Origin of the sequence: Staphylococcus roterodami, from assembly GCA_022493055.1 — a bacterium.
In the GTDB taxonomy this organism is placed as follows: Bacteria; Bacillota; Bacilli; order Staphylococcales; family Staphylococcaceae; genus Staphylococcus; species Staphylococcus singaporensis.
This window is the reverse complement of sequence record CP092781.1, coordinates 2,564,168-2,586,395: the sequence shown is the minus strand read 5'-3', so window position 1 is coordinate 2,586,395 and position 22,228 is coordinate 2,564,168. Positions and strand designations below refer to the sequence as shown.

24 protein-coding genes and 3 pseudogenes are annotated in these 22,228 nt (G+C 31.3%); 21 read left to right on the top strand and 6 right to left on the bottom strand.

Going from position 1 to position 22,228, the window contains the following annotated elements; translation table 11 throughout:
* Positions 1-64 precede the first annotated feature (64 nt).
* From fnbB to ML436_12685, 4 genes and pseudogenes are all read left to right on the top strand, one after another.
* Positions 65-2,956 carry a fibronectin-binding protein FnbB gene (fnbB, locus tag ML436_12700; protein UMT77969.1) on the top strand — a complete coding sequence of 964 codons (2,892 nt, stop codon included), beginning with the start codon at positions 65-67 and terminating at the stop codon, positions 2,954-2,956.
* A gap of 179 nt (positions 2,957-3,135) precedes the next feature.
* A complete protein-coding gene (galU, locus tag ML436_12695) occupies positions 3,136-4,002 on the top strand; it encodes a UTP--glucose-1-phosphate uridylyltransferase GalU (protein ID UMT77968.1) in 867 nt (288 codons plus the stop codon).
* Positions 4,003-4,163: 161 nt separating this feature from the next.
* On the top strand, positions 4,164-5,357 hold the full coding sequence (locus ML436_12690; GenBank protein UMT77967.1) for an MFS transporter: 1,194 nt from the start codon (positions 4,164-4,166) through the stop codon (positions 5,355-5,357).
* Positions 5,338-5,568 (top strand): annotated as a pseudogene (locus ML436_12685) (hypothetical protein). The gene ML436_12690 and the pseudogene ML436_12685 overlap by 20 nt, the downstream one beginning before the upstream one ends.
* Positions 5,569-5,676: 108 nt before the next feature.
* Here ML436_12685 and ML436_12680 read toward each other — a convergent pair.
* The 3 genes from ML436_12680 to ML436_12670 form a co-directional block, all read right to left on the bottom strand.
* On the bottom strand, positions 5,677-5,985 hold the full coding sequence (locus ML436_12680) for a hypothetical protein (protein ID UMT77966.1): 309 nt from the start codon (positions 5,983-5,985) through the stop codon (positions 5,677-5,679).
* A gap of 119 nt (positions 5,986-6,104) precedes the next feature.
* The gene (locus ML436_12675) at positions 6,105-6,383 is read right to left on the bottom strand and encodes a hypothetical protein (protein UMT77965.1); all 279 of its coding nucleotides are present in this window, start codon (positions 6,381-6,383) and stop codon (positions 6,105-6,107) included.
* Between the two features lie 281 nt (positions 6,384-6,664).
* Positions 6,665-8,476 (bottom strand): phospho-sugar mutase, encoded by a 1,812-nt coding sequence (locus ML436_12670; GenBank protein UMT77964.1) that lies wholly within the window; start codon positions 8,474-8,476, stop codon positions 6,665-6,667.
* Between the two features lie 99 nt (positions 8,477-8,575).
* On the opposite strand from ML436_12670, the gene ML436_12665 reads away from it, so the two are divergent.
* From ML436_12665 to ML436_12620, 10 genes and pseudogenes are all read left to right on the top strand, one after another.
* Positions 8,576-10,156 (top strand): hypothetical protein, encoded by a 1,581-nt coding sequence (locus ML436_12665; protein ID UMT77963.1) that lies wholly within the window; start codon positions 8,576-8,578, stop codon positions 10,154-10,156.
* Positions 10,157-10,225: 69 nt separating this feature from the next.
* Positions 10,226-11,434, top strand: a complete 1,209-nt coding sequence (locus ML436_12660) for a DNA cytosine methyltransferase (protein UMT77962.1) — start codon at positions 10,226-10,228, stop codon at positions 11,432-11,434.
* A 176-nt stretch (positions 11,435-11,610) separates the two neighbouring features.
* Positions 11,611-11,724, top strand: a pseudogene (locus ML436_12655) (tandem-type lipoprotein).
* Positions 11,725-11,956: 232 nt separating this feature from the next.
* Positions 11,957-12,739, top strand: a complete 783-nt coding sequence (locus ML436_12650; GenBank protein ID UMT77961.1) for a tandem-type lipoprotein — start codon at positions 11,957-11,959, stop codon at positions 12,737-12,739.
* The gene (locus tag ML436_12645) at positions 12,739-14,064 is read left to right on the top strand and encodes a hypothetical protein (GenBank protein UMT77960.1); all 1,326 of its coding nucleotides are present in this window, start codon (positions 12,739-12,741) and stop codon (positions 14,062-14,064) included. The genes ML436_12650 and ML436_12645 overlap by 1 nt, the downstream gene beginning before the upstream one ends.
* Entirely contained in the window at positions 14,064-14,390 is a 327-nt protein-coding gene (locus ML436_12640; protein UMT77959.1) for a hypothetical protein, read from the top strand. The genes ML436_12645 and ML436_12640 overlap by 1 nt, the downstream gene beginning before the upstream one ends.
* 2 nt (positions 14,391-14,392) lie before the next feature.
* On the top strand, positions 14,393-14,680 hold the full coding sequence (locus tag ML436_12635; GenBank protein UMT77958.1) for a hypothetical protein: 288 nt from the start codon (positions 14,393-14,395) through the stop codon (positions 14,678-14,680).
* A 296-nt stretch (positions 14,681-14,976) separates the two neighbouring features.
* A pseudogene (locus tag ML436_12630) lies at positions 14,977-15,126 on the top strand (tandem-type lipoprotein).
* A gap of 115 nt (positions 15,127-15,241) precedes the next feature.
* Positions 15,242-16,015: a tandem-type lipoprotein gene (locus ML436_12625; protein UMT77957.1), complete on the top strand. Its 774-nt coding sequence runs from the start codon at positions 15,242-15,244 to the stop codon at positions 16,013-16,015.
* Positions 16,016-16,123: 108 nt separating this feature from the next.
* On the top strand, positions 16,124-16,918 hold the full coding sequence (locus tag ML436_12620; GenBank protein UMT77956.1) for a tandem-type lipoprotein: 795 nt from the start codon (positions 16,124-16,126) through the stop codon (positions 16,916-16,918).
* A 3-nt stretch (positions 16,919-16,921) separates the two neighbouring features.
* Here the strand turns inward: ML436_12620 and ML436_12615 are convergent, their stop codons facing one another.
* Entirely contained in the window at positions 16,922-17,044 is a 123-nt protein-coding gene (locus tag ML436_12615; GenBank protein ID UMT77955.1) for a hypothetical protein, read from the bottom strand.
* Positions 17,045-17,478: 434 nt separating this feature from the next.
* Here ML436_12615 and ML436_12610 point away from each other — a divergent pair, with 434 nt between their 5' ends.
* Entirely contained in the window at positions 17,479-17,670 is a 192-nt protein-coding gene (locus ML436_12610) for a hypothetical protein (protein UMT77954.1), read from the top strand.
* Positions 17,671-17,808: 138 nt separating this feature from the next.
* Here the strand turns inward: ML436_12610 and ML436_12605 are convergent, their stop codons facing one another.
* Both ML436_12605 and ML436_12600 read right to left on the bottom strand, forming a co-directional pair.
* On the bottom strand, positions 17,809-17,994 hold the full coding sequence (locus ML436_12605; GenBank protein UMT77953.1) for a hypothetical protein: 186 nt from the start codon (positions 17,992-17,994) through the stop codon (positions 17,809-17,811).
* Complete coding sequence (locus ML436_12600; protein UMT77952.1) at positions 17,930-18,211, bottom strand: single-stranded DNA-binding protein; 282 nt, start codon at positions 18,209-18,211, stop codon at positions 17,930-17,932. Before ML436_12600 ends, ML436_12605 begins: the two co-directional genes overlap by 65 nt.
* Positions 18,212-18,499: 288 nt before the next feature.
* Here ML436_12600 and ML436_12595 point away from each other — a divergent pair, with 288 nt between their 5' ends.
* The 6 genes from ML436_12595 (at position 18,500) to ML436_12570 (ending at position 21,877) form a co-directional block, all read left to right on the top strand.
* The gene (locus ML436_12595) at positions 18,500-19,195 is read left to right on the top strand and encodes an SDR family oxidoreductase (protein UMT77951.1); all 696 of its coding nucleotides are present in this window, start codon (positions 18,500-18,502) and stop codon (positions 19,193-19,195) included.
* A 250-nt stretch (positions 19,196-19,445) separates the two neighbouring features.
* On the top strand, positions 19,446-19,868 hold the full coding sequence (locus ML436_12590; protein UMT77950.1) for a DUF1433 domain-containing protein: 423 nt from the start codon (positions 19,446-19,448) through the stop codon (positions 19,866-19,868).
* A 279-nt stretch (positions 19,869-20,147) separates the two neighbouring features.
* The gene (locus ML436_12585; protein UMT77949.1) at positions 20,148-20,567 is read left to right on the top strand and encodes a DUF1433 domain-containing protein; all 420 of its coding nucleotides are present in this window, start codon (positions 20,148-20,150) and stop codon (positions 20,565-20,567) included.
* 17 nt (positions 20,568-20,584) lie between these two features.
* Positions 20,585-21,004 (top strand): DUF1433 domain-containing protein, encoded by a 420-nt coding sequence (locus ML436_12580; protein UMT77948.1) that lies wholly within the window; start codon positions 20,585-20,587, stop codon positions 21,002-21,004.
* A 17-nt stretch (positions 21,005-21,021) separates the two neighbouring features.
* The gene (locus ML436_12575; GenBank protein ID UMT77947.1) at positions 21,022-21,420 is read left to right on the top strand and encodes a DUF1433 domain-containing protein; all 399 of its coding nucleotides are present in this window, start codon (positions 21,022-21,024) and stop codon (positions 21,418-21,420) included.
* 37 nt (positions 21,421-21,457) lie between these two features.
* Entirely contained in the window at positions 21,458-21,877 is a 420-nt protein-coding gene (locus ML436_12570) for a DUF1433 domain-containing protein (GenBank protein UMT77946.1), read from the top strand.
* Positions 21,878-22,228: the final 351 nt, after the last annotated feature.

Here is a 22,228-nt window from a genome sequence, read left to right as displayed (position 1 = left end):
TATAGAATTGCATTTATTGAGTTTAAAAAATAAATGAATTTTACATTTAAGGGAGAATATTATAGTGAAAAACAATCTTAGATACGGCATAAGGAAACATAAATTGGGAGCAGCATCAGTATTCTTAGGAACAATGATCGTTGTTGGAATGGGACAAGATAAAGAAGCTGCAGCATCAGAACAAAATAATAAAACAGTAGAGGAAAGTGGGAATTCAGCTACTGAAAGTAAAGCAAGCGAAACACAAACAACTACAAATAACGTTAATACAATAGATGAAACACAATCATACAGCGCGACATCAACTGAGCAACCATCAAAATCAACTCAAGTAACAACAGAAGAAGCGCCAAAAACTGTGCAAGCACCAAAAGTAGAATCTTCACGAGTTGATTTGCCATCGGAAAAAGCTACTGATAAGGAAATAGCGGGAACTCAAGTTGACACAACTCAACAAAGTAACGCTTCAGAAATTAAACCAAGAATGAAAAGATCGGCTGACGTTGCAGAAGTGGCAGAGAAAGAAGTAGTGGAGAAAGAAGTTAAAGCGACAGGTACAGATGTAACAGGTAAAGTGGAAGTTACTGAGAGTTCTTTAGAAGGACATAATAAAGATTCGAATATTGTTAATCCGCATAACGCTGAAAGAGTAACTTTAAAATATAAATGGAAATTTGGAGAAAGAATTAAGGCAGGAGATTATTTTGATTTCACATTAAGTGATAATGTTGAAACACATGGTATTTCAACACTGCGTAAAGTTCCGGAGATAAAAAGTTCAACAGAAGATAAAGTTATGGCAAACGGTCAAGTTATAGACGAACGTAAAATTCGTTATACATTTATTGATTATATAGATAACAAAAAAGACTTAACTGCTGAATTAACTTTAAACCTATTTATTGACCCAACAACAGTAACAAAGCAAGGAAAGCAAAATGTTAAAGTAACACTAGGTAATAAAGAGATTGAAAAAGAGTTCGATATTAAATACTTAGACGGTGTTAAAGATAGAATGGGTGTTACTGTTAATGGTCGAATTGATACTTTAAATAAAGAAGGTGGGAAATTTAGCCATTTTGCGTACGTGAAACCTAACAACCAGTCGTTAAGCTCTGTGACAGTAACTGGTCAAGTAACATCTGGATATAAACAAAATGCTAAGAATCCTACAGTCAAAGTTTATAAACACATTGGTTCAGATGAATTAGCTGAAAGTGTTTATGCAAAGCTTGATGATGCCAACAAATTTGAAGATGTGACAGAGAAAGTAAATCTATCTTATACAGGTAATGGTGGATACACATTGAACTTTAGCGATTTAGATAATTCAAAAGACTATGTAATCAAATATGAAGGTGAATATGATCAAAATGCTAAAGATCTTAATTTCCAAACACATCTTTCAGGTTATCATAAAAGTTATCCATACTATCCTTACTACTCATATTACCCAGTTCAATTAACTTGGAACAACGGTGTTGCATTTTACTCTAATAACGCTCAAGGCGACGGTAAAGATAAACCAAAGAAACCTATTATAGAACATAGTACTCCTATCGAACTTGAATTTAAATCAGAGCCGCCAGTGGAGAAGCATGAATTGACTGGTACAATCGAAGAAAGTAACGATTCTAAGCCGATTGATTTTGAATATCATACAGCTGTTGAAGGTGCAGAAGGTCATGCAGAAGGTACTATTGAAACTGAAGAAGATTCTATTCATGTCGATTTTGAAGAATCTACACATGAAAATTCAAAACATCACGCTGATGTTGTTGAGTATGAAGAAGATACAAACCCAGGTGGTGGTCAGGTTACTACTGAGTCTAACTTAGTTGAATTTGACGAAGATTCTACAAAAGGTATTGTAACTGGTGCTGTTAGCGATCATACAACAGTTGAAGATACAAAAGAATATACAACTGAAAGTAATCTTATCGAATTAGTGGATGAACTACCTGAAGAACATGGTCAAGCACAAGGACCAATCGAGGAAATCACTGAAAACAATCATCATATTTCTCATTCTGGATTAGGTACTGAAAATGGTCACGGTAACTATGGCGTGATTGAAGAAATCGAAGAAAATAGTCATGTTGATATTAAGAGTGAATTAGGTTACGAAGGTGGCCAAAATATTGGCAATCAATCATTTGAAGAAGACACAGATGAAGATAAACCTAAATATGAACAAAGTGGCAATATCGTAGATATCGATTTTGATAGTTTACCTCAAATTCATGGTCAAAATAAAGGTGATCAGTCATTCGAGGAAGATACAGAAAAAGACAAACCTAAGTATGAACATGGCGGTAACATCATTGATATAGACTTCGACAGTGTGCCACATATTCACGGATTCAATAAGCACACTGAAATTATTGAAGAAGATACAAATAAAGATAAACCAAATTATCAATTTGGTGGGCACAACAGTGTTGACTTTGTAGAGGATACAATTCCACAAGTGAGTGGTCATAATGAAGGTCAACAAACGATTGAAGAAGACACAACGCCTCCAATCATACCACCAACGCCACCGACACCAGAAGTACCGAGTGAGCCAGAAACACCAACACCACCGACACCAGAAGTACCGAGTGAGCCAGAAACACCAACGCCACCGACACCAGAAGTGCCGAGTGAGCCAGAAACACCAACACCACCAACGCCAGAGGTACCAACTGAACCTGGTAAACCAGTACCACCTGCAAAAGAAGAACCTAAAAAGCCTTCTAAACCAATGGAACAAGGTAAGGTAGTAACACCTGTCATTGAAATCAATGAAAAGGTTAAAGCAGTTACGCCAGCTAAATCATCACAACCTAAGAAAACGGAACTACCTGAAACAGGTGGAGAAGAATCAACAAACAAAGGTATGTTGTTCGGCGGATTGTTCAGCATTCTAGGTTTAGCATTATTACGTAGAAATAAAAAGAATAACAAAGCATAATCAATCCAAAATTGACGGGTTTATTTCATAGATTATATGAAGTAAGCCTGTTTTTTTAGATTAAATCAAATTTCCCAAGAAATAATTACATACTCAATGACACTATGAAGGCGTTCTAATTAGTGTTAAAATGACGTTGATACATAGATTTAATACTTAGGAAAAGGAGCACATTAACTTTGAAAAAAATAAAAAAGGCAATCATTCCCGCTGCTGGTTTAGGGACTAGATTTTTACCAGCAACTAAAGCGATGCCAAAGGAAATGCTTCCTATCTTAGATAAACCCACAATACAATATATCGTTGAAGAGGCTGCAAGAGCAGGAATTGAAGATATTATTATAGTGACAGGTCGTCATAAACGTGCGATTGAAGATCATTTTGATAGTCAAAAAGAGTTAGAAATGGTTTTAAAAGAAAAAGGTAAATCTGAGTTACTAGAAAAAGTTCAATACTCGACAGAACTTGCGAATATATTTTATGTAAGGCAGAAAGAACAAAAAGGTTTGGGGCATGCGATTAGTTCGGCGCGTCAATTTATTGGCAACGAACCATTTGCGGTATTATTAGGTGACGATATTGTTGAATCTGAAGTGCCAGCAGTGAAGCAGTTAATTGACGTTTATGAAGAGACTGGGCACTCAGTTATAGGCGTTCAAGAAGTTCCGGAAGCAGATACACATCGTTATGGAATTATTGATCCATTAACTAAAAACGGACGTCAATATGAAGTGAAAAAGTTTGTGGAAAAGCCAGCACAAGGCACGGCACCATCAAACCTAGCTATTATGGGACGTTATGTATTAACGCCTGAAATTTTCGATTATTTAAAAACGCAAAAAGAAGGCGCAGGTAACGAAATTCAGTTAACAGATGCGATTGAGCGTATGAACAATGATAATCAAGTGTATGCATATGACTTCGAAGGCGAACGTTACGACGTTGGAGAAAAATTAGGCTTCGTCAAAACAACGATAGAATATGCATTGAAAGATGACAGTATGCGAGAAGAATTAACACGATTTATTAAAGAATTAGGTTTATAACATTAAAAAGCATGATACTCAATAAAATTGGAACACGAAATTGTGAACTAAATTGAATGAGCATCATGCTTAATTTATATTTTGTGATAATAAGTTATGGAGATTTGTCTTCTAAAAAGGCTGGTGGATGCATTCAATTATTTTTATGAGAGGTGATAAATATGTTGTACTTAGAAGTTTTGAAAAATAGAAACTTTACATATTTATTGATTGGTAATTTCTTACGTCGGAGTTGCTTTGTGCTGTTTTCGTTGCAAATAATTTGGTTTACTGTTGAATTGACAAACCAATCATCTTTAAAATTATCAATGATGGTTATGAGTCAAACACTTCCATTTATTATATTTGGTATTTTCGGTGGGGCATATTCTGATAAACATAATAAAAAGAAAATACTTTATCTATCTGATCTTATACTAAGTTTCATTATTATAATTATTCCTTTACTTGCAATAACATCAAATTTAAATTATCTGACGCTTCTAACTATATCTACAGCTATCACCATTATTAACTGCTATACAGATCCTGCGTTTAGGGCAATTCTTCCTGAAATTATTGATGAGGAGCATTTAGCAACAAGTAATGCGTTAATCGATAGTTTGCAAAGAGGCTCAAATATTATTTTACCTGCTTTAATTGGTGTCATTGTAATACTAGTTGGTAATGTTGGCATCTTTTTTATTTGCAGTATATTGCTATTTTTAGGATTTATTTTTAATGCACTTTTAAAATATACAAATATCAGCATGATTGATAGACACTCGAAAGAAGATTTTTCTGAAACTTGGGAATTCTTGAAAAAATCTAAAGAAATTCCATTTATCATCATCATCCAATTTGCTTGCATATTGATTAATACTGGTCTTTGGCGTGTTGCATTACCATTGTTTATTTCCAATATATTAAAAGAGGGCGTTGGTGTATATGGACTAGCTACATCATGTTTAGGTATAGCGTCTTTATTAATGTCGTTGATTATGGGTTTACTGTCAGAAAAACGATTAATCTTTAAATTTAGTATTGGTGTTTTAGTTTGGGGGATTGGCTTATCGATAATTAATGTGTTTCCAAGTGTGGCGATACTATATATAGGTGCAACTTTAGTGGGACTTGGGCAATCTATAGAGGGACTAACAAGATCAGTTGCCATTCAAATAAAAACGCCAAATCATTTGATGGGGAAAGTATTTAGTATCTCATCTACATCGAATTATGCAGCGGATACATTGTCTTTAGGACTGATAAGTATAATTATACCTTTACTAAGCTTAAGTAATATATTTATATCAGGAGGTGCAATTATTTCAATACTTAGCTTAGCTGGGTTAAAGTTTGTTAAGAAGTCTATGTAAATATTATAGAATTTTAATAAATGCTATTAAAGTGGGAATTGAAATGAAGTATAAAATTATTTTGGCTTATAATTTAGCAATTATAATAGGGTCGCTAATTATATTATGTATACTAATATCTAGAGGACATGATATTTATGTAATCTTGATACCAATTTTGACTATTTTAGCTAGTTTAAGCAATTTATTTTGTGACATTAAAAAGCATAAATGTTTCTATATTAATGCAACTTTGTATTCGTACAAGGTTGTATTTTTTTCGCGATTAATTGACTACTGACAGCGCACCGAAAAATTACTCTCAATTTAACGCAAACATTTATGGATATTTTGTGATTTTATAAAAGCAAATATAGAATAATGAGATAAGTAATAATGCTATCGTTAAAAATACGAATGCCAATACAATATAATCATATTCAAAGCTCAGCAATGTAAGCATTAAAAATACTGCACTCAAACTTATGCATAGCCCAAATATATATGCAATTTTTGCTTTGTGTTTATCTGCAAACGTCGTTTGGTTTACGCCAGAAACTAAGGTGAAATCTTTAGTTATTGCGACATAAATGCTAAATATAACCATACTTATGCAGAATACGATACTAAATACGATGTTGACTGTCATTGTTGCACCTTCCTGATAGAGTATAATGTACTGTCTTTTAGTAATGGTTGCGCGTCTCTTATATGTATGATTCTAAAAAACAGTACGTTTTTATAAATAATTAGTTAAAGGAATGGGTTTTAAAAAAGAAAGTTTTGATTATTTGTCATGAAATAGACGGGATGAATATCATGACTAGAAGTAATATTTTGAATTGGAGTACTTATATTTTGTGACATAAATTTCGACATAGTATGGTGTTTTACAATGGTTGATGAGTTGAAAGTATGCGCATCGGAACTATCGGATTTATGTTCATAATGTTTGGCTAGTTGCGCCATAATAAATAAAGTGAAAATAAATAAAACAATTAAAGAGATAATGCCCATAATCAAAAGTATTTGTTTAGAGCCTTTCATTATTTCACATCCTTTCTAAAATATATTTGTAACTAAATTTAAAATAGTTATTTTTGTAATTCTAAACCTTTTTCATCGTGAAAACAATTAAATAGGTCGCGGTATTAATTATTATATTATTACCGCTTAAAATGAAAAATACATGAAAATTAATTTTCTGATATACTTTTGAAATTTTATTACAAATTAGCCCCTTCAAAAAGCGGAATCATAAGGATTCGAGTTTCGAAAGGGCAGATTACTATAAGGCGAAATGTAATATTTCGATTCATAATTTTTTTTTATTGGTTAAATATCATAGCATTTATTTTTTGAGCAACATCATTAAAATTCGGACATTTTAACGACACATATAATTTAATTTTAGGTTCAGTACCAGAAGGACGTAAAGCAATAAAACCTTCGTCAAATAAGACACGAATAACATTTGATTTAGGAGAATCAATACCTGAAGTTGTATCTTTATCCAAATGATAAACCTTGCTAGTTAAATAATCTTCAATTGCTTTCACTTTCAGTCCTTGAATTTCTTGAGGTGGATTTGAACGGAAATGTGTCATAATTGATTCAATTTTTTTCTTGCCTTCTAATCCTTCTAGCGTATGTGAAAACAAGGTATCTTCGTGTCTTCCAACTGTTTGATAAATCATTTCTAATTCATCTTTCAATGTTTTGCCATATAATTTTAACTCAGAAGCATATTTTATAATGAGTGGCACAATTTGTACGGCGTCTTTATCGCGTACAAAAGGCTCCGATAGAAAACCGTAACTTTCTTCAAATGCGAAAATCATATTTTGATGATTATCCAGTTGTCTTATTTCCTGAGCAATAAATTTAAATCCAGTCAGTACCTCTTTGTATTCAACATTATTATAGCGTGCTAATGACTTTGTTAACTCACTACTTACAATGGATTGAATCATTAAGCGATGACGTAATTGAGACGTTTGTTGAATGCGATAATTAAGTAACAGCGCGCCAATTTGGTTACCATTAAAATATGTGATTTGACCATGGACATCACGCACAGCAATACCAAGTCGATCTGCATCAGGATCAGTACATATTAATAAATCAGCATCATTTTTATGAGCCAGCTCGACTGCTTGATCAAAAGCACGATGGTCTTCAGGATTAGCACTTTGAACTGAACTAAAATTTGGGTCAGGTTTACATTGTGATTCAACAAGATTAAATTGGTTGAAATTCAATGACTTTAATAACTCAGGTACAATTGGAACACTCGTACCATGTAAACTAGTGAACACAACTTGTAAATCAGATTTAGGAATATAACCAATCATATTTTGAACATGTTTGATATAATTTTCTGTTACAGATTTAGGTAACGGTTTGATATATGATGAATTGTGTTTTGAAAAAGATGTATCAATCTGTAATGGATCGCCAACGTCTTCAATATAGCGACTTACAAGTTCTGATGCATCTGTTGATAGTTGCGCACCATCAGAACCATATACTTTAATGCCGTTATAGTCTTTCGGATTATGACTTGCTGTAATCATAATGCCGGCAGTAGTATTAAGATTGCGCACCGCGAACGATAATTCCGGTGTCGTTTTATATGTATCAGGTAAATAAACTGTTATTTGATGGTTTGCTAATACATTAGCAATGATTTGGGCGAATTCAGTTGAAAGATGTCTAATATCATAATGAATGACTATTGTTGGATTGTTTGTTTGGGCATTTAAATAACGCGCTAAACCTAATGCCAATTTTTCAATAGTAAACTTATTAAGTCGACCTTCACCAAGACCGAATTTTCCGCGTATACCCGCAGTACCAAACGTTAATTTACTTTCAAAACCTTCTCGCTGTTCAATGTCAGATTGCTGCTCATAAAAATGTTTAACTAAACTATCATTAGCTCTTTCTATCCATAACTCTTTATCCATTGTTGCTAAACATCCTTTCAAAATCTCAGTTAGACTTAATAAAACATGAAAACTAAAGCCCTTACATTTATGTAATGAATTATAAAGAAATACGCCCCAAAAGTAAAAAAACACAGCCCCAAGACAATACTTTTCACAAGTATTATATAATAGATGTGTATGAAAATGCATGGAGTAGAGCGTTCAATAAATTTTTATAATGTATAATTGATAATAAGTGAAGAATTTAATGATTTAAACAAGGGTGGTTGTTATAGCATGTGGTCAAACTTGAAGGATGAAGATAAAAAAACATATAGAAAATTAATTACTAACTTTGCAAGTTTGAGTGAGGCTTTTTCGCAAAAAAATGAGTCGAAAGAAGGCGAGGAAGATATAGTTGCGCCAATAGTGAACTCGAAATTTCAAGAAACCGTTTTTCAAAGAGCTTTTGGTGCAATTGGTGAAGATATTGCGAATACATCATATGATGCCTCACTGTTATTAGATGATAAACATAAATACTTAGTTGGTATAAAATCGTTTGGAATAACGTCTGGTGATCAAAAAATAGCACAATTTAAGAAAAATAGTCAGTTCGATAATTGGGGACGTATTTTAAATAAGATTCAAAAAAATGCACAAATGGTTAACTCAAAGGAAGAAGCCAATGAAATTAATGAATATTTATATAAAGAGTTAGCAATTAAAATAGCTAGACTTAGAAATGCTAGAATAGAGTCATCAAAAGAACAAATAAAAGGTTTCAAAGGGACGGATAATACTGTTGAAGCGGTATACCATGTTTTAATGCCTTCAAAGAAAGGTCAAAAGCCTCAAATACATGTTGGAGAAACTGATTATAAACCAATTGATATTGATAACTTAGAAATTATAGGAGCCACTACCAAAAATAATCCAACAAATTTTAAATTTACTGATAATAATCATGAATATAAATATACGTCAGCTGATAGTCAATTGTATATGGCATTTAATAATAGAGATATAGTTGTGGAGTCATGGGATGTAAATTATATTAATGATCCATTTGATTTATTTGAAAAACTAAATGAGCAAGTGAACCAAGGGGTTTTAGAGAAAAAATATAAAGATGAAGAGATATTAAAAACTATTAGTTGGGTTATTTATGATGAAAATGGAAATATACCAACTAACTCAGGATTCAACGCATTTAATGGAGGATCCAAATTAGGCTTAAGTACTAGAGCAAAAAGAATTAATAAAATTTATGATGAATATAAATCTAAGGTTAATGAAGAAAAAATAAAAAAAGTGAAGAAATTATTGGAAGAAGTTTTACTTAAGAAGTGGTCTACTGATGAGGAAAAAGAAATAATGATGAAAATTAGAGATGAATTAAGTGAACTATTAGTAGAAATGAAAAATATCGATCTAATTGAAGAAGTTGAAAAATTAATTTATAGACCTATTAGAGAAATGTATATTCCGATTCCTAATTCGAAAAAATTTCATGAAAGTAACCCTGATTTTTTTGGCCATGATATAGGAAGGTTTAAAGTGAATTCTTCCAAATTGCTTTTGCCTAAAGAAGATAGAACATTTAAACTAAAGTTTTTATCATCAGGAGATGTTATAGAAGCTTATATTAATCAAGATGCAGGAAAGAGTATTCAATCGTATAAAAACCAGCAAATTTTAGGTGAATGGATACTACAAGGTGTTTTCCAACTAGCACCAAGAGAAATATTAACAGGAGATAAACTTAATGATATAGGTATTAATGGAATACGGTTAATAAAATTTAAAGATGGAACTATAGGATTAGAATTTATATGGATAGATATTGAAAATCCACCAGATGATGTAATTGGTTGGGTCGGAAAATAGAACATATGTACGTATATAAGATAGTGTGGTATAATCTTGAAATAACTTAATGAAAGTAGGTAGATGTACATGACTGATTCTGTAAGTTCTAATGATGCCTCTAAGTATTCTCTTGCAGCATTTTTTAGCGGTGTCGGAGGAATTGAGTTAGGTTTTCATCAAACTAACAAGTTCAGAGTGGTGTACGCCAATGAATTTGATAAAAATGCACAAATAACATATGAAAATAATTTCAATAATGTAAGTTTAGATTGCAGAGATATCCATGATGTTAAAACGAGTGAAATTCCTATGTCTGATGTTATAGTAGGTGGGTTTCCATGCCAGGCATTTAGCATTGCTGGATATCAAAAGGGATTTGAAGATGAAAGAGGAGATTTATTTTTTGAGTTGTTAAGGTTTATTAATGAGAAGTCACCACAAGCAATATTTATTGAGAATGTAAAAAATATGGTCACACATGATCATGGAAACACATTTAAAGTAATAAAAGAAGCCCTAACTTTGAATGGATATTTTATAAAATGGAAAGTACTTAATGCTAAAGATTACGGGGACATACCTCAAAATAGAGAACGCATATATATTGTTGGGTTTAAGTGTCGAAAGGCTTTTGATTTATTCGAATTCCCTGAAAAGATAGATTTAAAGACGGGCATAAAAGATATTATAAACTTCGAAAGTGAAATAGATGAACGTTATTATTATAGGATGAATAAGCAACCTTTTTATGACGAACTAGAAAAAGAAATGAAGGACAGTAATCTAATTTATCAATGGAGAAGAAGGTATGTTAGAGCTAATAAATCTGGAGTAGTCCCAACTTTGACGGCAAACATGGGGACTGGTGGGCATAATGTACCATTAATCAAATCTAAATTTGGAATAAGAAAGTTAACGCCACGAGAGACATTTTCAGTCCAAGGATTCCCTGAAAGCTTCAAGTTACCTGATAGCATGTCTAATGGTCAATTATATAAACAAGCAGGTAATAGTGTAGTGGTACCTGTTGTTAAAAGGATTGCAGAAAATATAGCTGAATCATTAGATAATAGTGAGTTGCCTGTGTTTAAACTGGATATTAAATCTAAATATGTTCTTTTATATACTAAAATGATTGGTAGATTTGAAGGAGAAAGCTATATTTTAAATGGCTTTGATAGTGAAAACGATCTTAATAAATTTATAAGAAAACATAAAATCAACTTTATAACTGAAGAAGAATATAAAAAAGTAATGAAAAGTAATGTAGGTAAAGAGTATTATACTCTGAAATAAATTCCCCCCCTCTGTCAAATCGGACTAATACATTCAATAAAGGAAGTTAGGCAAACAAAAATTGCTTAACTTTCTTTTTGCTTTTGGAAGCATAAATTTTTGATGTTTCTGAACCATATATTATCTAGTCGTTATTTACAATTGGAAAATATGACTCCAAACTGTATGAAAGCGATGGCGATTTAAAAGGCTCATCCGTAGGTTCTAAAGAATTTGAATTTAACTTTATAAGAAATAAAGAAGAAAACGTGTATTTTTCTGATAGTATTAATTTCAAACATACAGAATAGGGTTAATAGAAGTTTGGAATTAAATTTTCATAAAGCTCTAATTAGGTAAAAGATAATTCCTGGAATTTATGGTAAATCATACCAACTTTATCTTTTGATTTAATTGTTTTATAATTCTTATAAGAAGTTTTGGAATACAAAATATTTATAATTAAATTCATTTGTTCAAAATATTTTTTTGTTGCATAAATTAAAGATTGAGTCAGTATTAAAAATGTAAGGTGGAGAAATGATGATTCATTCAAAAAAGTTAAAATTGTGTCTATGCTTGATAATACTATCTGTTTTTATAGGGGGTTGCGGAATGAAAAAAGAAGAAAGTAGTAAAGATAAACAAATTAAAGAAAATTTCAACAAAACATTGAGTTTATATCCAACCAAAAATCTTGAAGACTTTTATGATAAAGAAGGCTTTCGAGATCAAGAGTTTGAAAAGGATGATAAAGGTACTTGGATAATTCACTCTAAAATGACAATAGAAACAAATGGAAAGAATATGGAATCCAGAGGCTTGGTCCTGTATGTAGACCGCAATACCAGAACGACAAAAGGTGAATTTATTGTGAGAGAATTATGGGAAGATAAAAAAGGATACTCACGTAGTAAAGAAAAAGAATATCCAGTCAAAATGGAGCATAATAAAATTATCCCAACCAAACCGATAACAGATGATAAATTAAGAAAAGAAATCGAAAACTTTAAATTCTTTGTACAATACGGTGACTTTAAAGATATTAATGATTATAAAGATGGTGATATTTCATATAATCCAAATGTACCTAGTTATTCGGCAGAATATCAATTGAGTAACAATGACTATAATGTTAAGCAACTTAGGAAGAGGTATGATATACCTACTAAGAAAGCTCCAAAATTAATAATTAAAGGCGATGGCGATTTAAAAGGATCATCTATAGGACATAAAAATTTAGAGTTTTCTTTTGTGACAAGTAAAGAAGAGAATATTTACTTTACGGATAGTATTAATTTTAAACCGACAGAGCGTGATAAATAATGGTGAAAAAGGATTATGAAATTCAACATGGTAATATAACAAGTAATTCCGAAGAAACTAGTGCAATATCTAAAATCAGCTATGAAATTGAGAACGCGAACAATAATGGATTGACTGATGGAAGAATTAATGATCAATTTCAAGACTTAAAAAAACATGATAGTTTTCCTAAAAACTTGACATACTTAAAAAGTTTTACTGACCCAAACACTGGTACGACTACGACGGCTTTTAAAAATGAAGACACTGGCAAAGTGACTTTAGGTATGACAGGTACTAATGTACACAAAGACGCCATATTTAAAAAAACATTGGGTATTGCCTCTTCTCAAGACAATAGAGATGCGAGTGAAACGCGAAAGGACATTGGGGCCGATTTCAATATTGGCCTTCATTCCGTCACAGATAAAGATCCACATTATAAAAATACCCAAGACTTTATCAAAAATATCAAAAAAGACTATGATATTGATATTATTACGGGACATTCGCTGGGCGGTAGAGATGCGATGATTTTAGGTATGAGTAATAATATTAAACATATCGTTGTGTATAATCCAGCGCCATTAGCGATCAAAGATGTGAGTGGCCTTTATGCCGATCAAGAAGAACTTAAAAAATTGATTGAAAAGTACGATGGTCACATTGTAAGATTCGTGTCTGATGAAGACGAATTAGATGCAGATGTCCGCAATCATTTATATGAAACTGCTGGAGAAAAAATAGTAATTAAAAATGGAGAAGGCCATTCAATGAGTGGTTTTTTAATAAGCGGAACACAGGCTATAATCTTAGCGGAATTAAACAAAGTTAAAGGCTATCAAGACGAAAATAATAAATCATTAAAATCCGTTCGTAAACAAACGAGGCATAGATTACATAAAGTAGAGACGTTAAGAGCGAATTGGATTCAAACAACGGGTGGATCACTCTCTTCCTCCCAACAACAATTATTAGAAGCTTTAACAGCACTAACCATTGCCGAAGGCTTAAATCAATTAGTGAATGAAGAAAGTCAACATTTAAAAAAAATGTATCATGTGATGGCACATAAATTTGGAGACAACTGGAAAAAAGCGCAAAAAGTTGGAAATGAAATTGGTGAAAAATTGACCTCTGCAGAGGTTATAGATGAATTAAGAAAAGGTGGTGCGTATGAAAGTAAACTTGAAACAGATCCTAAAAGAAAAATTGATGATAAGATAAAGAAATTAAATGATGTTTATAAAAATTGTAATGGCTATATCGCAAAAATTAAACAGAGTATCGAAGCGATTGTTTCTAATGACCAAATGTTAGCGAGCCAGATTGATGGGATGATGTAATGTTTACTACGTATAAAAATATTAATGAACTTGAAAATGCCTATGATGAAGAAAGAATACAATTGAATGATGCATTCAATCAACTTGATGAATTAAGACATCAAACACGCAGGAAATGTGAACAAATGTATGATCATTTCTTATATCTCAAACATAAAATGAATTATAGTGGAGATGCTATGATCAAGATGACGCGTATTATAGAATCTTTCGATAGAGAAACGAATCAACGTATCCGACATCACGAAATGAAATTAGAAGATTATAAAGATAAATTAAGAAGAGAATATCTAAAACAATCTGACAGAATTGAAGGAGATGAATAAGCGTGGGACTTGATTTTAGTGGTTTACCAGATTTAGCAGCATTGGAACAAATGAAGGAAAAAGAACAGATTAGCGAGGTTATTGCGCCTGAACATGTGCGCATGCATCATGATCATCAAAATAAGCTGAAAAGTGATGAGAAAATATTACTTGACCAAATGGTAAGTCATTTTAAAAAATTTGAAGCTGATTTTAAAAATGCGGCACAAGGGGCTTGGGTGAAAAATGCCACAGACGAATTAAAAGATATTAGTAATGATTTAGAAAAAATTCAAGATATTAAAGTATAAAAAGGTATTAAGACACACAATGAGTGTATAATCTATTTAATAATAAATGAATTATATCGTTCATAATTTAAACTATAAGTGGCTATTAGCCATTATTTTTCGGAATCTATGTCAAATCGGACTAATGAATTCAATAATGGAAGTTAAGCAACCAATCTTTGTTTAACTTCTTTTTTATTTTTTGGAAAATAAAGTTTTGAACATAATAAAATTTGATTATGTTTTAACGAATTTTGATGTTTCTTGAACTATATATCATCTAGTCGTCATTTACAATTGGTAAATATGACTTCAAACTGTATGAAAGTGACGGCGGTTTAAAAGGTTCATCCATAAGCTCTAAAGGCTTAGAATGTACCTTTGTAGAAAATAAAGAAGAAAACATCTATTTTACAGATTCTGTACAATATACTCCAAGTGAGGATACAAGTTATGAGTCAAACTGAATAGGATTAATAGAAATTTGGAATGAAAATTCCATAAAGTGTTCAAAATAATTTTTCGCTTTAGTTGTAAATATTAAAAACTGAGTCAATATTAAAAATATAAGGTGGAGAAATGATGATTCATTCAAAGAAATTAACGCTCGGTATATGTTTGGTATTACTCATTATATTGATTGTAGGTTATGTCATTATGACAAAAACAAATGGTCGAAACGCTCAAATTAAAGAAGCATTTAATAAAACATTAAATGTGTATCCAACCAAGAATCTTGAAGACTTTTACGATAAGGAAGGCTTTCGAGATCAAGAATTTGATAAAAGAGATAAAGGGACTTGGATTATTAATTCTGGAATGAACATCCAATTAAAAGGAGGAGCCTTAAAATCCAGAGAGATGGTACTTTACATCAATCGTAACACTAGAACAGCTAAGGGATATTTTTTAATAAGTGAGATAACAGAAGACAAAAAAGGATACGTCCATAATAAAGAAAAAAAATACCCTGTCAAGATGGAACATAATCGAATTATTCCAACGAAGCCCATAACGGATGATAAGTTAAAAAAAGAGATTGAAAACTTTAAGTTCTTTGTACAATATGGCAACTTTAAAGATTTTAAAGATTATAAAGATGGGGATATTTCATACAATCCTAACGTACCAAGTTATTCCGCAAACTATCAATTGAATAATGATGATTATAATGTCCAACAATTAAGAAAACGATATGATATATCAACCAAAAGGGCACCTAAATTAAAATTGAGAGGATCTGGCGATTTAAAAGGCTCATCCGTAGGTTCTAAAGAACTAGAATTTAACTTTATAAGAAATAAAGAAGAAAATGTGTATTTTTCTGATAGTATTAATTTCAAACCTACTGAATAGAGTTAAGAGAAGTTTGAAATGAAAATTTCATAAAGTGTAAAAAAATTTTCTCTTTAGATGTATAAATTAAAGATCGAGTCAGTATTTAAAATATAAGGTGGAGGAATGATGATTCATTCAAAGAAATTAACGCTCGGTATATGCTTGGTATTACTCATTATATTGATTGTAGGTTATGTCATTATGACAAAAACAAATGGTCGAAACGCCCAAATTAAAGACACATTTAATCAAACATTAAAATTATATCCAACCAAAAATCTCGATGATTTTTACGATAAAGAAGGCTTTCGAGATCAAGAATTTAAAAAGGGTGATAAAGGTACTTGGATAGTTAATTCTGAAATGGTAATCGAGCCAAAAGGTAAGGATATGGAAACGAGAGGAATGGTGCTCTATATCAATCGAAATACTAGAACCACAAAAGGGTATTATTTTATAAGTGAAATGACAGATGACAGTAACGGCAGACCAAAGGATGATGAAAAAAGGTATCCGGTAAAAATGGAACATAATAAAATCATACCAACCAAACCGATAGCTGATGATAAATTAAAAAAAGAAATCGAAAACTTTAAGTTTTTTGTACAATACGGTGACTTTAAAGATATTAATGATTATAAAGATGGTGACATTTCATATAATCCTAATGTTCCAAGTTATTCCGCAAAATATCAATTGAAAAACAATGACTACAATGTGAAGCAACTTAGAAAGAGGTATGATATACCAACTAAGAAAGCTCCGAAACTATTGTTAAAAGGTGATGGTGATTTAAAAGGATCATCAGTAGGATCAAAAAATCTAGAATTTACCTTTGTAGAAAATAAAGAAGAAAACATCTATTTTACAGATTCTGTCCAATATACTCCAAGTGAGGATACAAGTTATGAGTCAAACTGAAAATCAAATAAAACCTGATAATATAACAAGTAACTCTGAAGAAACAAGTTCGATATCTAAAGTGAGCTGTGAAATATAGGTAGTCATTTCAAAAAATTTTAAGGTGAATTTGATAATGTAGCTCAAGGGGATTGGGTTAAAAAGGCGAAGAATGAACTGGATGATATTAATAAGAAATTAAAAAATATTCAAAAAACGGAAATTTAATATTCTAGCTGATTCCAGAAACTAAGACAGCATGCGTTCATTCATGCCATTATTTATATAAGCAACACAACAAAAAAGCTTCTAATGTGATATTGGAACCTCAAATTCCGTATCATGTTAGAAGCTTTTAATGTCTAAAGAACACCTACATTTTATCATATTTTCTTACTTATTAAACTTTTATATAATTAAATATTTCTTAATTTTCCAAAATAGTGATAAATTTGTGAAAAACATCACAAATCACTTTATTTATTTGGAAATTCATGTAATATTAGACTTGTAAGAAGTTAATAAATAGAGAGAGACGAGAGAGTTTATATAAATACTATATAAACATTGGAGTGATGATTATGAGAAAAGAGATTGAAGCGCTTATTTTCTCAGACGTAAGTAGCTATGATATTTACGTGAACACTGGTGTAAATCAAGGATTAATTGGTGATATTAAAGATGGTTACCTAACTATTGATTCTATGCCTTACATTGATGCTGAGCGTTTGTATCACTTTGCTATGGAACGTAAATCGTTAGTCACTAACTAGTTCTTATTGCCAATGATTACTACCCCTAGTCGGCGGCAATTGAAGTGTGATTGATGTAACTTGCCCTCGTTGGTGAGCAATTGAGGGCAGACCCCTTTAATTAAGTAAACCCTAACTCCCCACAAATCTGGAACGATACTAAAAGCCACGTCCTATATTGGATGTGGCTTTAGTCTTGCTTATATTATTTTTAGAACGATTACCTACAAGATTTACATATAAAATTCTATCATGATTGCTATATATAAACGTAATGATATTAGAATCCTTCATTTTCAACTTGTTTAAAATTACGTTTAATGCCGTTATAAGAATATACAACATTATATAATTTTACTTGGGCGTCATGGACACTTGAGAAGGGCATTCTTACATCGTCCATATTTTTAACTTCGTGTCGAAATGCTTTTTCAGCTTTTTGTCTTTCTGCAAGCGACATATTTAACCATTCTTCTTTGCTAAATAAATCTTCGAATCGAAAATCAAATGCGGTTCTTTTACTTTCTGCTCTTAATGCTAAAACACGCTCATGATATGTCACGTTTTATTCCTCCCTCTAATCATTCAATCGAATGATAAATCACAGTATTAACTTTAGTACTAATATAATGTTTTTACAATAAAGAAGTGACGATTTTTCAACATTTTTAAAAATAAAAAATATGAACAACGATTAATTGTATATTTCGAATGGCTTGAAATGTAATTTATCCATGAAAATGAAGCGAGTTATTATGACCGTTATATGAATTGTGATACGCTTTTTAAAAGTAATATGTATTTATGATTTACCCTGAAAAAATAAAAAGAATCAAAGGAGTCGATCATTATGACAGTATTAACAGATAAAATAGCAGTAGTTACAGGTGCAGGTAGTGGTATTGGAGAAGCAATCGCTACATTATTACATGAAGAAGGGGCGAAAGTTGTCTTAGCAGGTAGAAATAAAGAAAAATTGCAAAACGTAGCGAATCAATTGTCACAAGATAACGTTAAAGTAGTTCCGACAGATGTAACGAATAAAGAAGAAGTCGATGAATTGATTAAAATTGCACAACAAACATTTGGCAGATTAGATATTATCATCAATAGTGCGGGACAAATGTTATCGTCTAAGATTACTGATTATCAAGTAGATGAGTGGGATAGTATGATTGATGTGAATATCAAAGGCACTTTATATACGGCACAGGCTGCATTACCGACTATGTTAGAACAATCAAGTGGTCATCTTATTAACATCGCATCTATTTCTGGCTTCGAAGTAACTAAAATAAGTACGATTTATAGTGCGACGAAAGCAGCAGTTCATACCATTACTCAAGGATTAGAAAAAGAGTTGGCAAAGACAGGCGTTAAAGTAACAAGCATTTCACCAGGAATGGTAGATACAGCAATAACTGCCGCATATAATCCAAGTGATCGTAAAAAGCTTGATCCACAAGATATTGCAGAAGCGGTATTGTATGCATTAACACAACCGAGTCATGTTAATGTGAATGAAATTACAGTGCGTCCTGTATAATAAGGTGTTTGAGACGTGGGAGACAGGCGTTTAATGTAACAGATATCGATTTTGTTAATGTTAGTAAGGCAATAATGATATAAGGGCATGATAGGCAATTATTCCTTTCACAATTCTCAGTAACTGGTGATTTTATCAATCAAGTTAGTGAAGGCGACGATATTAGTGTTATGGTTTATAATCTGTAATGTTCATAATTATAGATTACAAAAACTTTTTTATTTTCCACCACATTTTAGGAGTTACTTTAATGAACAAAAAACATGTTTTTATAATTATTGGTGTCATTTTATGTATATGTATAGTTGCATCAGTCATTTATTTAAAAGTGAAATATGACGAAAAAGAAAAACAAAAAGCTATTTACTATAAAGAACAACAGGAGCGTATTACACTCTATCTTAAGCATAATACTAAAGAACCAAACACGATTAAATCTGTACATTTCACAAGTTTAAAAAGAGGACCTATGGGCGATGCCGTAATTGAAGGTTACATCAATGAAAATAAAGAAGATGATTTTGTTGCTTATGGGTCTCCAGAACATCATTATCAATTTGGTGGAAGTTTAATCAAAAGTAAAAATTTAAGCACATTATTAAAACCAGCACATCAAACCAAAACGCCTGATGAAATAAAAAAAGAACTAGAGTCTAAAAAGAACGACCGCTAAAACTATGCGGTCGTTTTAATTTTGTTTTCAAGCTAATCACACTTACACAAAAAAATAAAACACTTGAATTTTTAGTACAACATTCCACTGTATTTATCTGTTAACCACTTTATATCCGCAATATTTCGTTGGTCGTAGATGAACTTTATATCAACACTTTTGATTGCTTTTCCTTGACCTAGATTAAAATTATAGTTTTTCTTTGTAAGAGTGTGTTTTGTAGTATCATAAACATGTAAACTGTATAAAATTCCACCACATTTTAGGAGCTGGTGATATATGTCGAAAAAGAAAATTTTAATATTAACTAGTATTATATTAATCGTATTAATTAGTGTTGCTGGTATCCATTTTAAAATGAAATATGACGAAAAAGAAAAACAAAAATCAATTTACTATAAAGAACAACAAGAGCGCATTACACTTTATCTCAAGCATAACACTAAAGAACCGAACACGATCAAAACTGTACACTTCACAAAATTGGAAACAAGTCCTATGGGAAGTGCTGTGATTGAAGGTTACATAAATGAAAACCAAAAAGATAATTTTACTGCTTATGCTACACCTGAACATAATTATCAGTTTGGTGGTGCTATGATAGAAAGTGAAAGATTAAGTGAGTTACTAAAACCAGCGCATCAATTAAAATCACCAGATGATATAAAAAAAGAACTAAATAAAAAGAAGAGTCACTAAAGTTAGGAGTTGCTTTAATGTCCAAAAAACATGGTTTTATAATTATTGGTGTTGTTTTATGCGTATGTATGGTTATTGGAGGTATCCATTTTAAAATGAAATATGATGAAAAAGAAAAACAAAAAGCAATATACTATAAAGAACAACAAGAGCGTATTACACTCTATCTCAAGCATAATACCAAAGAACCCAATACCATCAAAACTGTACATTTCACAAGTTTAAAAAGAGGACCTATGGGCGATGCAGTAATTGAAGGATACATCAATGAAAACAAAAAAGCTGATTTTGTTGCATATGGGTCTCCAGAACATAATTATCAATTTGGTGGAGATATGATAGAAAGTGAAAGATTAAGTGAATTACTAAAACCAGCACAGGAATTAAAATCGCCTGATGATATAAAAAAAGAGCTAAACAAAAAGAAGAGTCACTAAAGTTAGGAGTTGCTTTAATGTCCAAAAAACATGTTTTTATAATTATTGGTGTTGTTTTATGCGTATGTATGGTTATTGGAGGTATCTATTTTAAAATTAAATATGATGAAAAAGAAAAACAAAAAGTGGTTTACTATAAAGAACAACAAGAGCGCATTACACTTTATCTCAAGCATAACACTAAAGAACCGAACACGATCAAAACTGTACACTTCACAAAATTGGAAACAAGTCCTATGGGAAGTGCTGTGATTGAAGGTTACATAAATGAAAACCAAAAAGATAATTTTACTGCTTATGCTACACCAGAACATAATTATCAGTTTGGTGGTGCTATGATAAAAAGTGAAGGAGTAGATAGATTATTAAAAATTGCACATGAAAGAAAATCACCAGATGATTTAAAAAAGAACTAAATAAAAAGTAGAGTCACTAAAATTAGGAGTTACTTTAATGAACAAAAAATATGTTTTTATAATTATTGGTGTCATTTTATGTATATGTATAGTTGCATCAGTCATTTATTTAAAAATGAAATATGATGAAAAAGAAAAACAAAAATCAATTTACTATAAAGAACAACAGGAGCGTATTACACTCTATCTTAAGCATAATACTAAAGAACCAAACACAATCAAATCTGTACATTTCACAAACTTGGAAACAAGTCCTATGGGAAGTGCTGTGATTGAAGGTTACATAAATGAAAATAAAGAAGATGATTTTGTTGCCTATGCATCACCTGAAAATAACTTTCAATTTGTAGGTGATTTAATTAAAAGTGAAAGATTAAGTGAGTTACTAAAACCAGCACAGGAATTAAAATCACCAGAAAAAATCAAAGAAGAATTAGATAAAAAAGAAGGCCACTAGAGTCTTCTTCATTTTGATGTAACTTTCCAATAATCCATTTCATCGCTATCGAAGGTACTTCGCAATTAATATAAATCACTTCATATTCACAAGTATTTCCCTATTTTTGCAGGACATTAACACACCTGAACCACGTTAATTTAAATGAAATAATAGTGTGGTCAGTATAAGAAAATCATATACCGAATAACAATGCCGAAGTGATTGTTTCAACGGCATTTATTTTTTGGCACAAAAGTGTGTGAGGATTTATAAAAAAGGGTATAGTAAGCTCCAACATTTTTTATCTTTTTACATCTTAAATTCATTTTTTATATTCAATAAAATAAAATGTTTTGGAGATAATAAAAG

Bases quoted from the DNA above. Each gene is read 5' to 3' on its own strand.
- ML436_12690 (UMT77967.1), top strand. From the start codon at position 4,164: ATGTTGTACTTAGAAGTTTTGAAAAATAGAAACTTTACATATTTATTG.
- ML436_12680 (UMT77966.1), bottom strand. From the start codon at position 5,985: ATGACAGTCAACATCGTATTTAGTATCGTATTCTGCATAAGTATGGTT.
- ML436_12675 (UMT77965.1), bottom strand. From the start codon at position 6,383: ATGAAAGGCTCTAAACAAATACTTTTGATTATGGGCATTATCTCTTTA.
- ML436_12670 (UMT77964.1), bottom strand. From the start codon at position 8,476: ATGCATTTTCATACACATCTATTATATAATACTTGTGAAAAGTATTGT.
- ML436_12660 (UMT77962.1), top strand. From the start codon at position 10,226: ATGACTGATTCTGTAAGTTCTAATGATGCCTCTAAGTATTCTCTTGCA.
- ML436_12650 (UMT77961.1), top strand. From the start codon at position 11,957: ATGATTCATTCAAAAAAGTTAAAATTGTGTCTATGCTTGATAATACTA.
- ML436_12645 (UMT77960.1), top strand. From the start codon at position 12,739: ATGGTGAAAAAGGATTATGAAATTCAACATGGTAATATAACAAGTAAT.
- ML436_12640 (UMT77959.1), top strand. From the start codon at position 14,064: ATGTTTACTACGTATAAAAATATTAATGAACTTGAAAATGCCTATGAT.
- ML436_12625 (UMT77957.1), top strand. From the start codon at position 15,242: ATGATTCATTCAAAGAAATTAACGCTCGGTATATGTTTGGTATTACTC.
- ML436_12620 (UMT77956.1), top strand. From the start codon at position 16,124: ATGATTCATTCAAAGAAATTAACGCTCGGTATATGCTTGGTATTACTC.
- ML436_12610 (UMT77954.1), top strand. From the start codon at position 17,479: ATGAGAAAAGAGATTGAAGCGCTTATTTTCTCAGACGTAAGTAGCTAT.
- ML436_12605 (UMT77953.1), bottom strand. From the start codon at position 17,994: ATGTTGTATATTCTTATAACGGCATTAAACGTAATTTTAAACAAGTTG.
- ML436_12595 (UMT77951.1), top strand. From the start codon at position 18,500: ATGACAGTATTAACAGATAAAATAGCAGTAGTTACAGGTGCAGGTAGT.
- ML436_12590 (UMT77950.1), top strand. From the start codon at position 19,446: ATGAACAAAAAACATGTTTTTATAATTATTGGTGTCATTTTATGTATA.
- ML436_12585 (UMT77949.1), top strand. From the start codon at position 20,148: ATGTCGAAAAAGAAAATTTTAATATTAACTAGTATTATATTAATCGTA.
- ML436_12580 (UMT77948.1), top strand. From the start codon at position 20,585: ATGTCCAAAAAACATGGTTTTATAATTATTGGTGTTGTTTTATGCGTA.
- ML436_12575 (UMT77947.1), top strand. From the start codon at position 21,022: ATGTCCAAAAAACATGTTTTTATAATTATTGGTGTTGTTTTATGCGTA.
- ML436_12570 (UMT77946.1), top strand. From the start codon at position 21,458: ATGAACAAAAAATATGTTTTTATAATTATTGGTGTCATTTTATGTATA.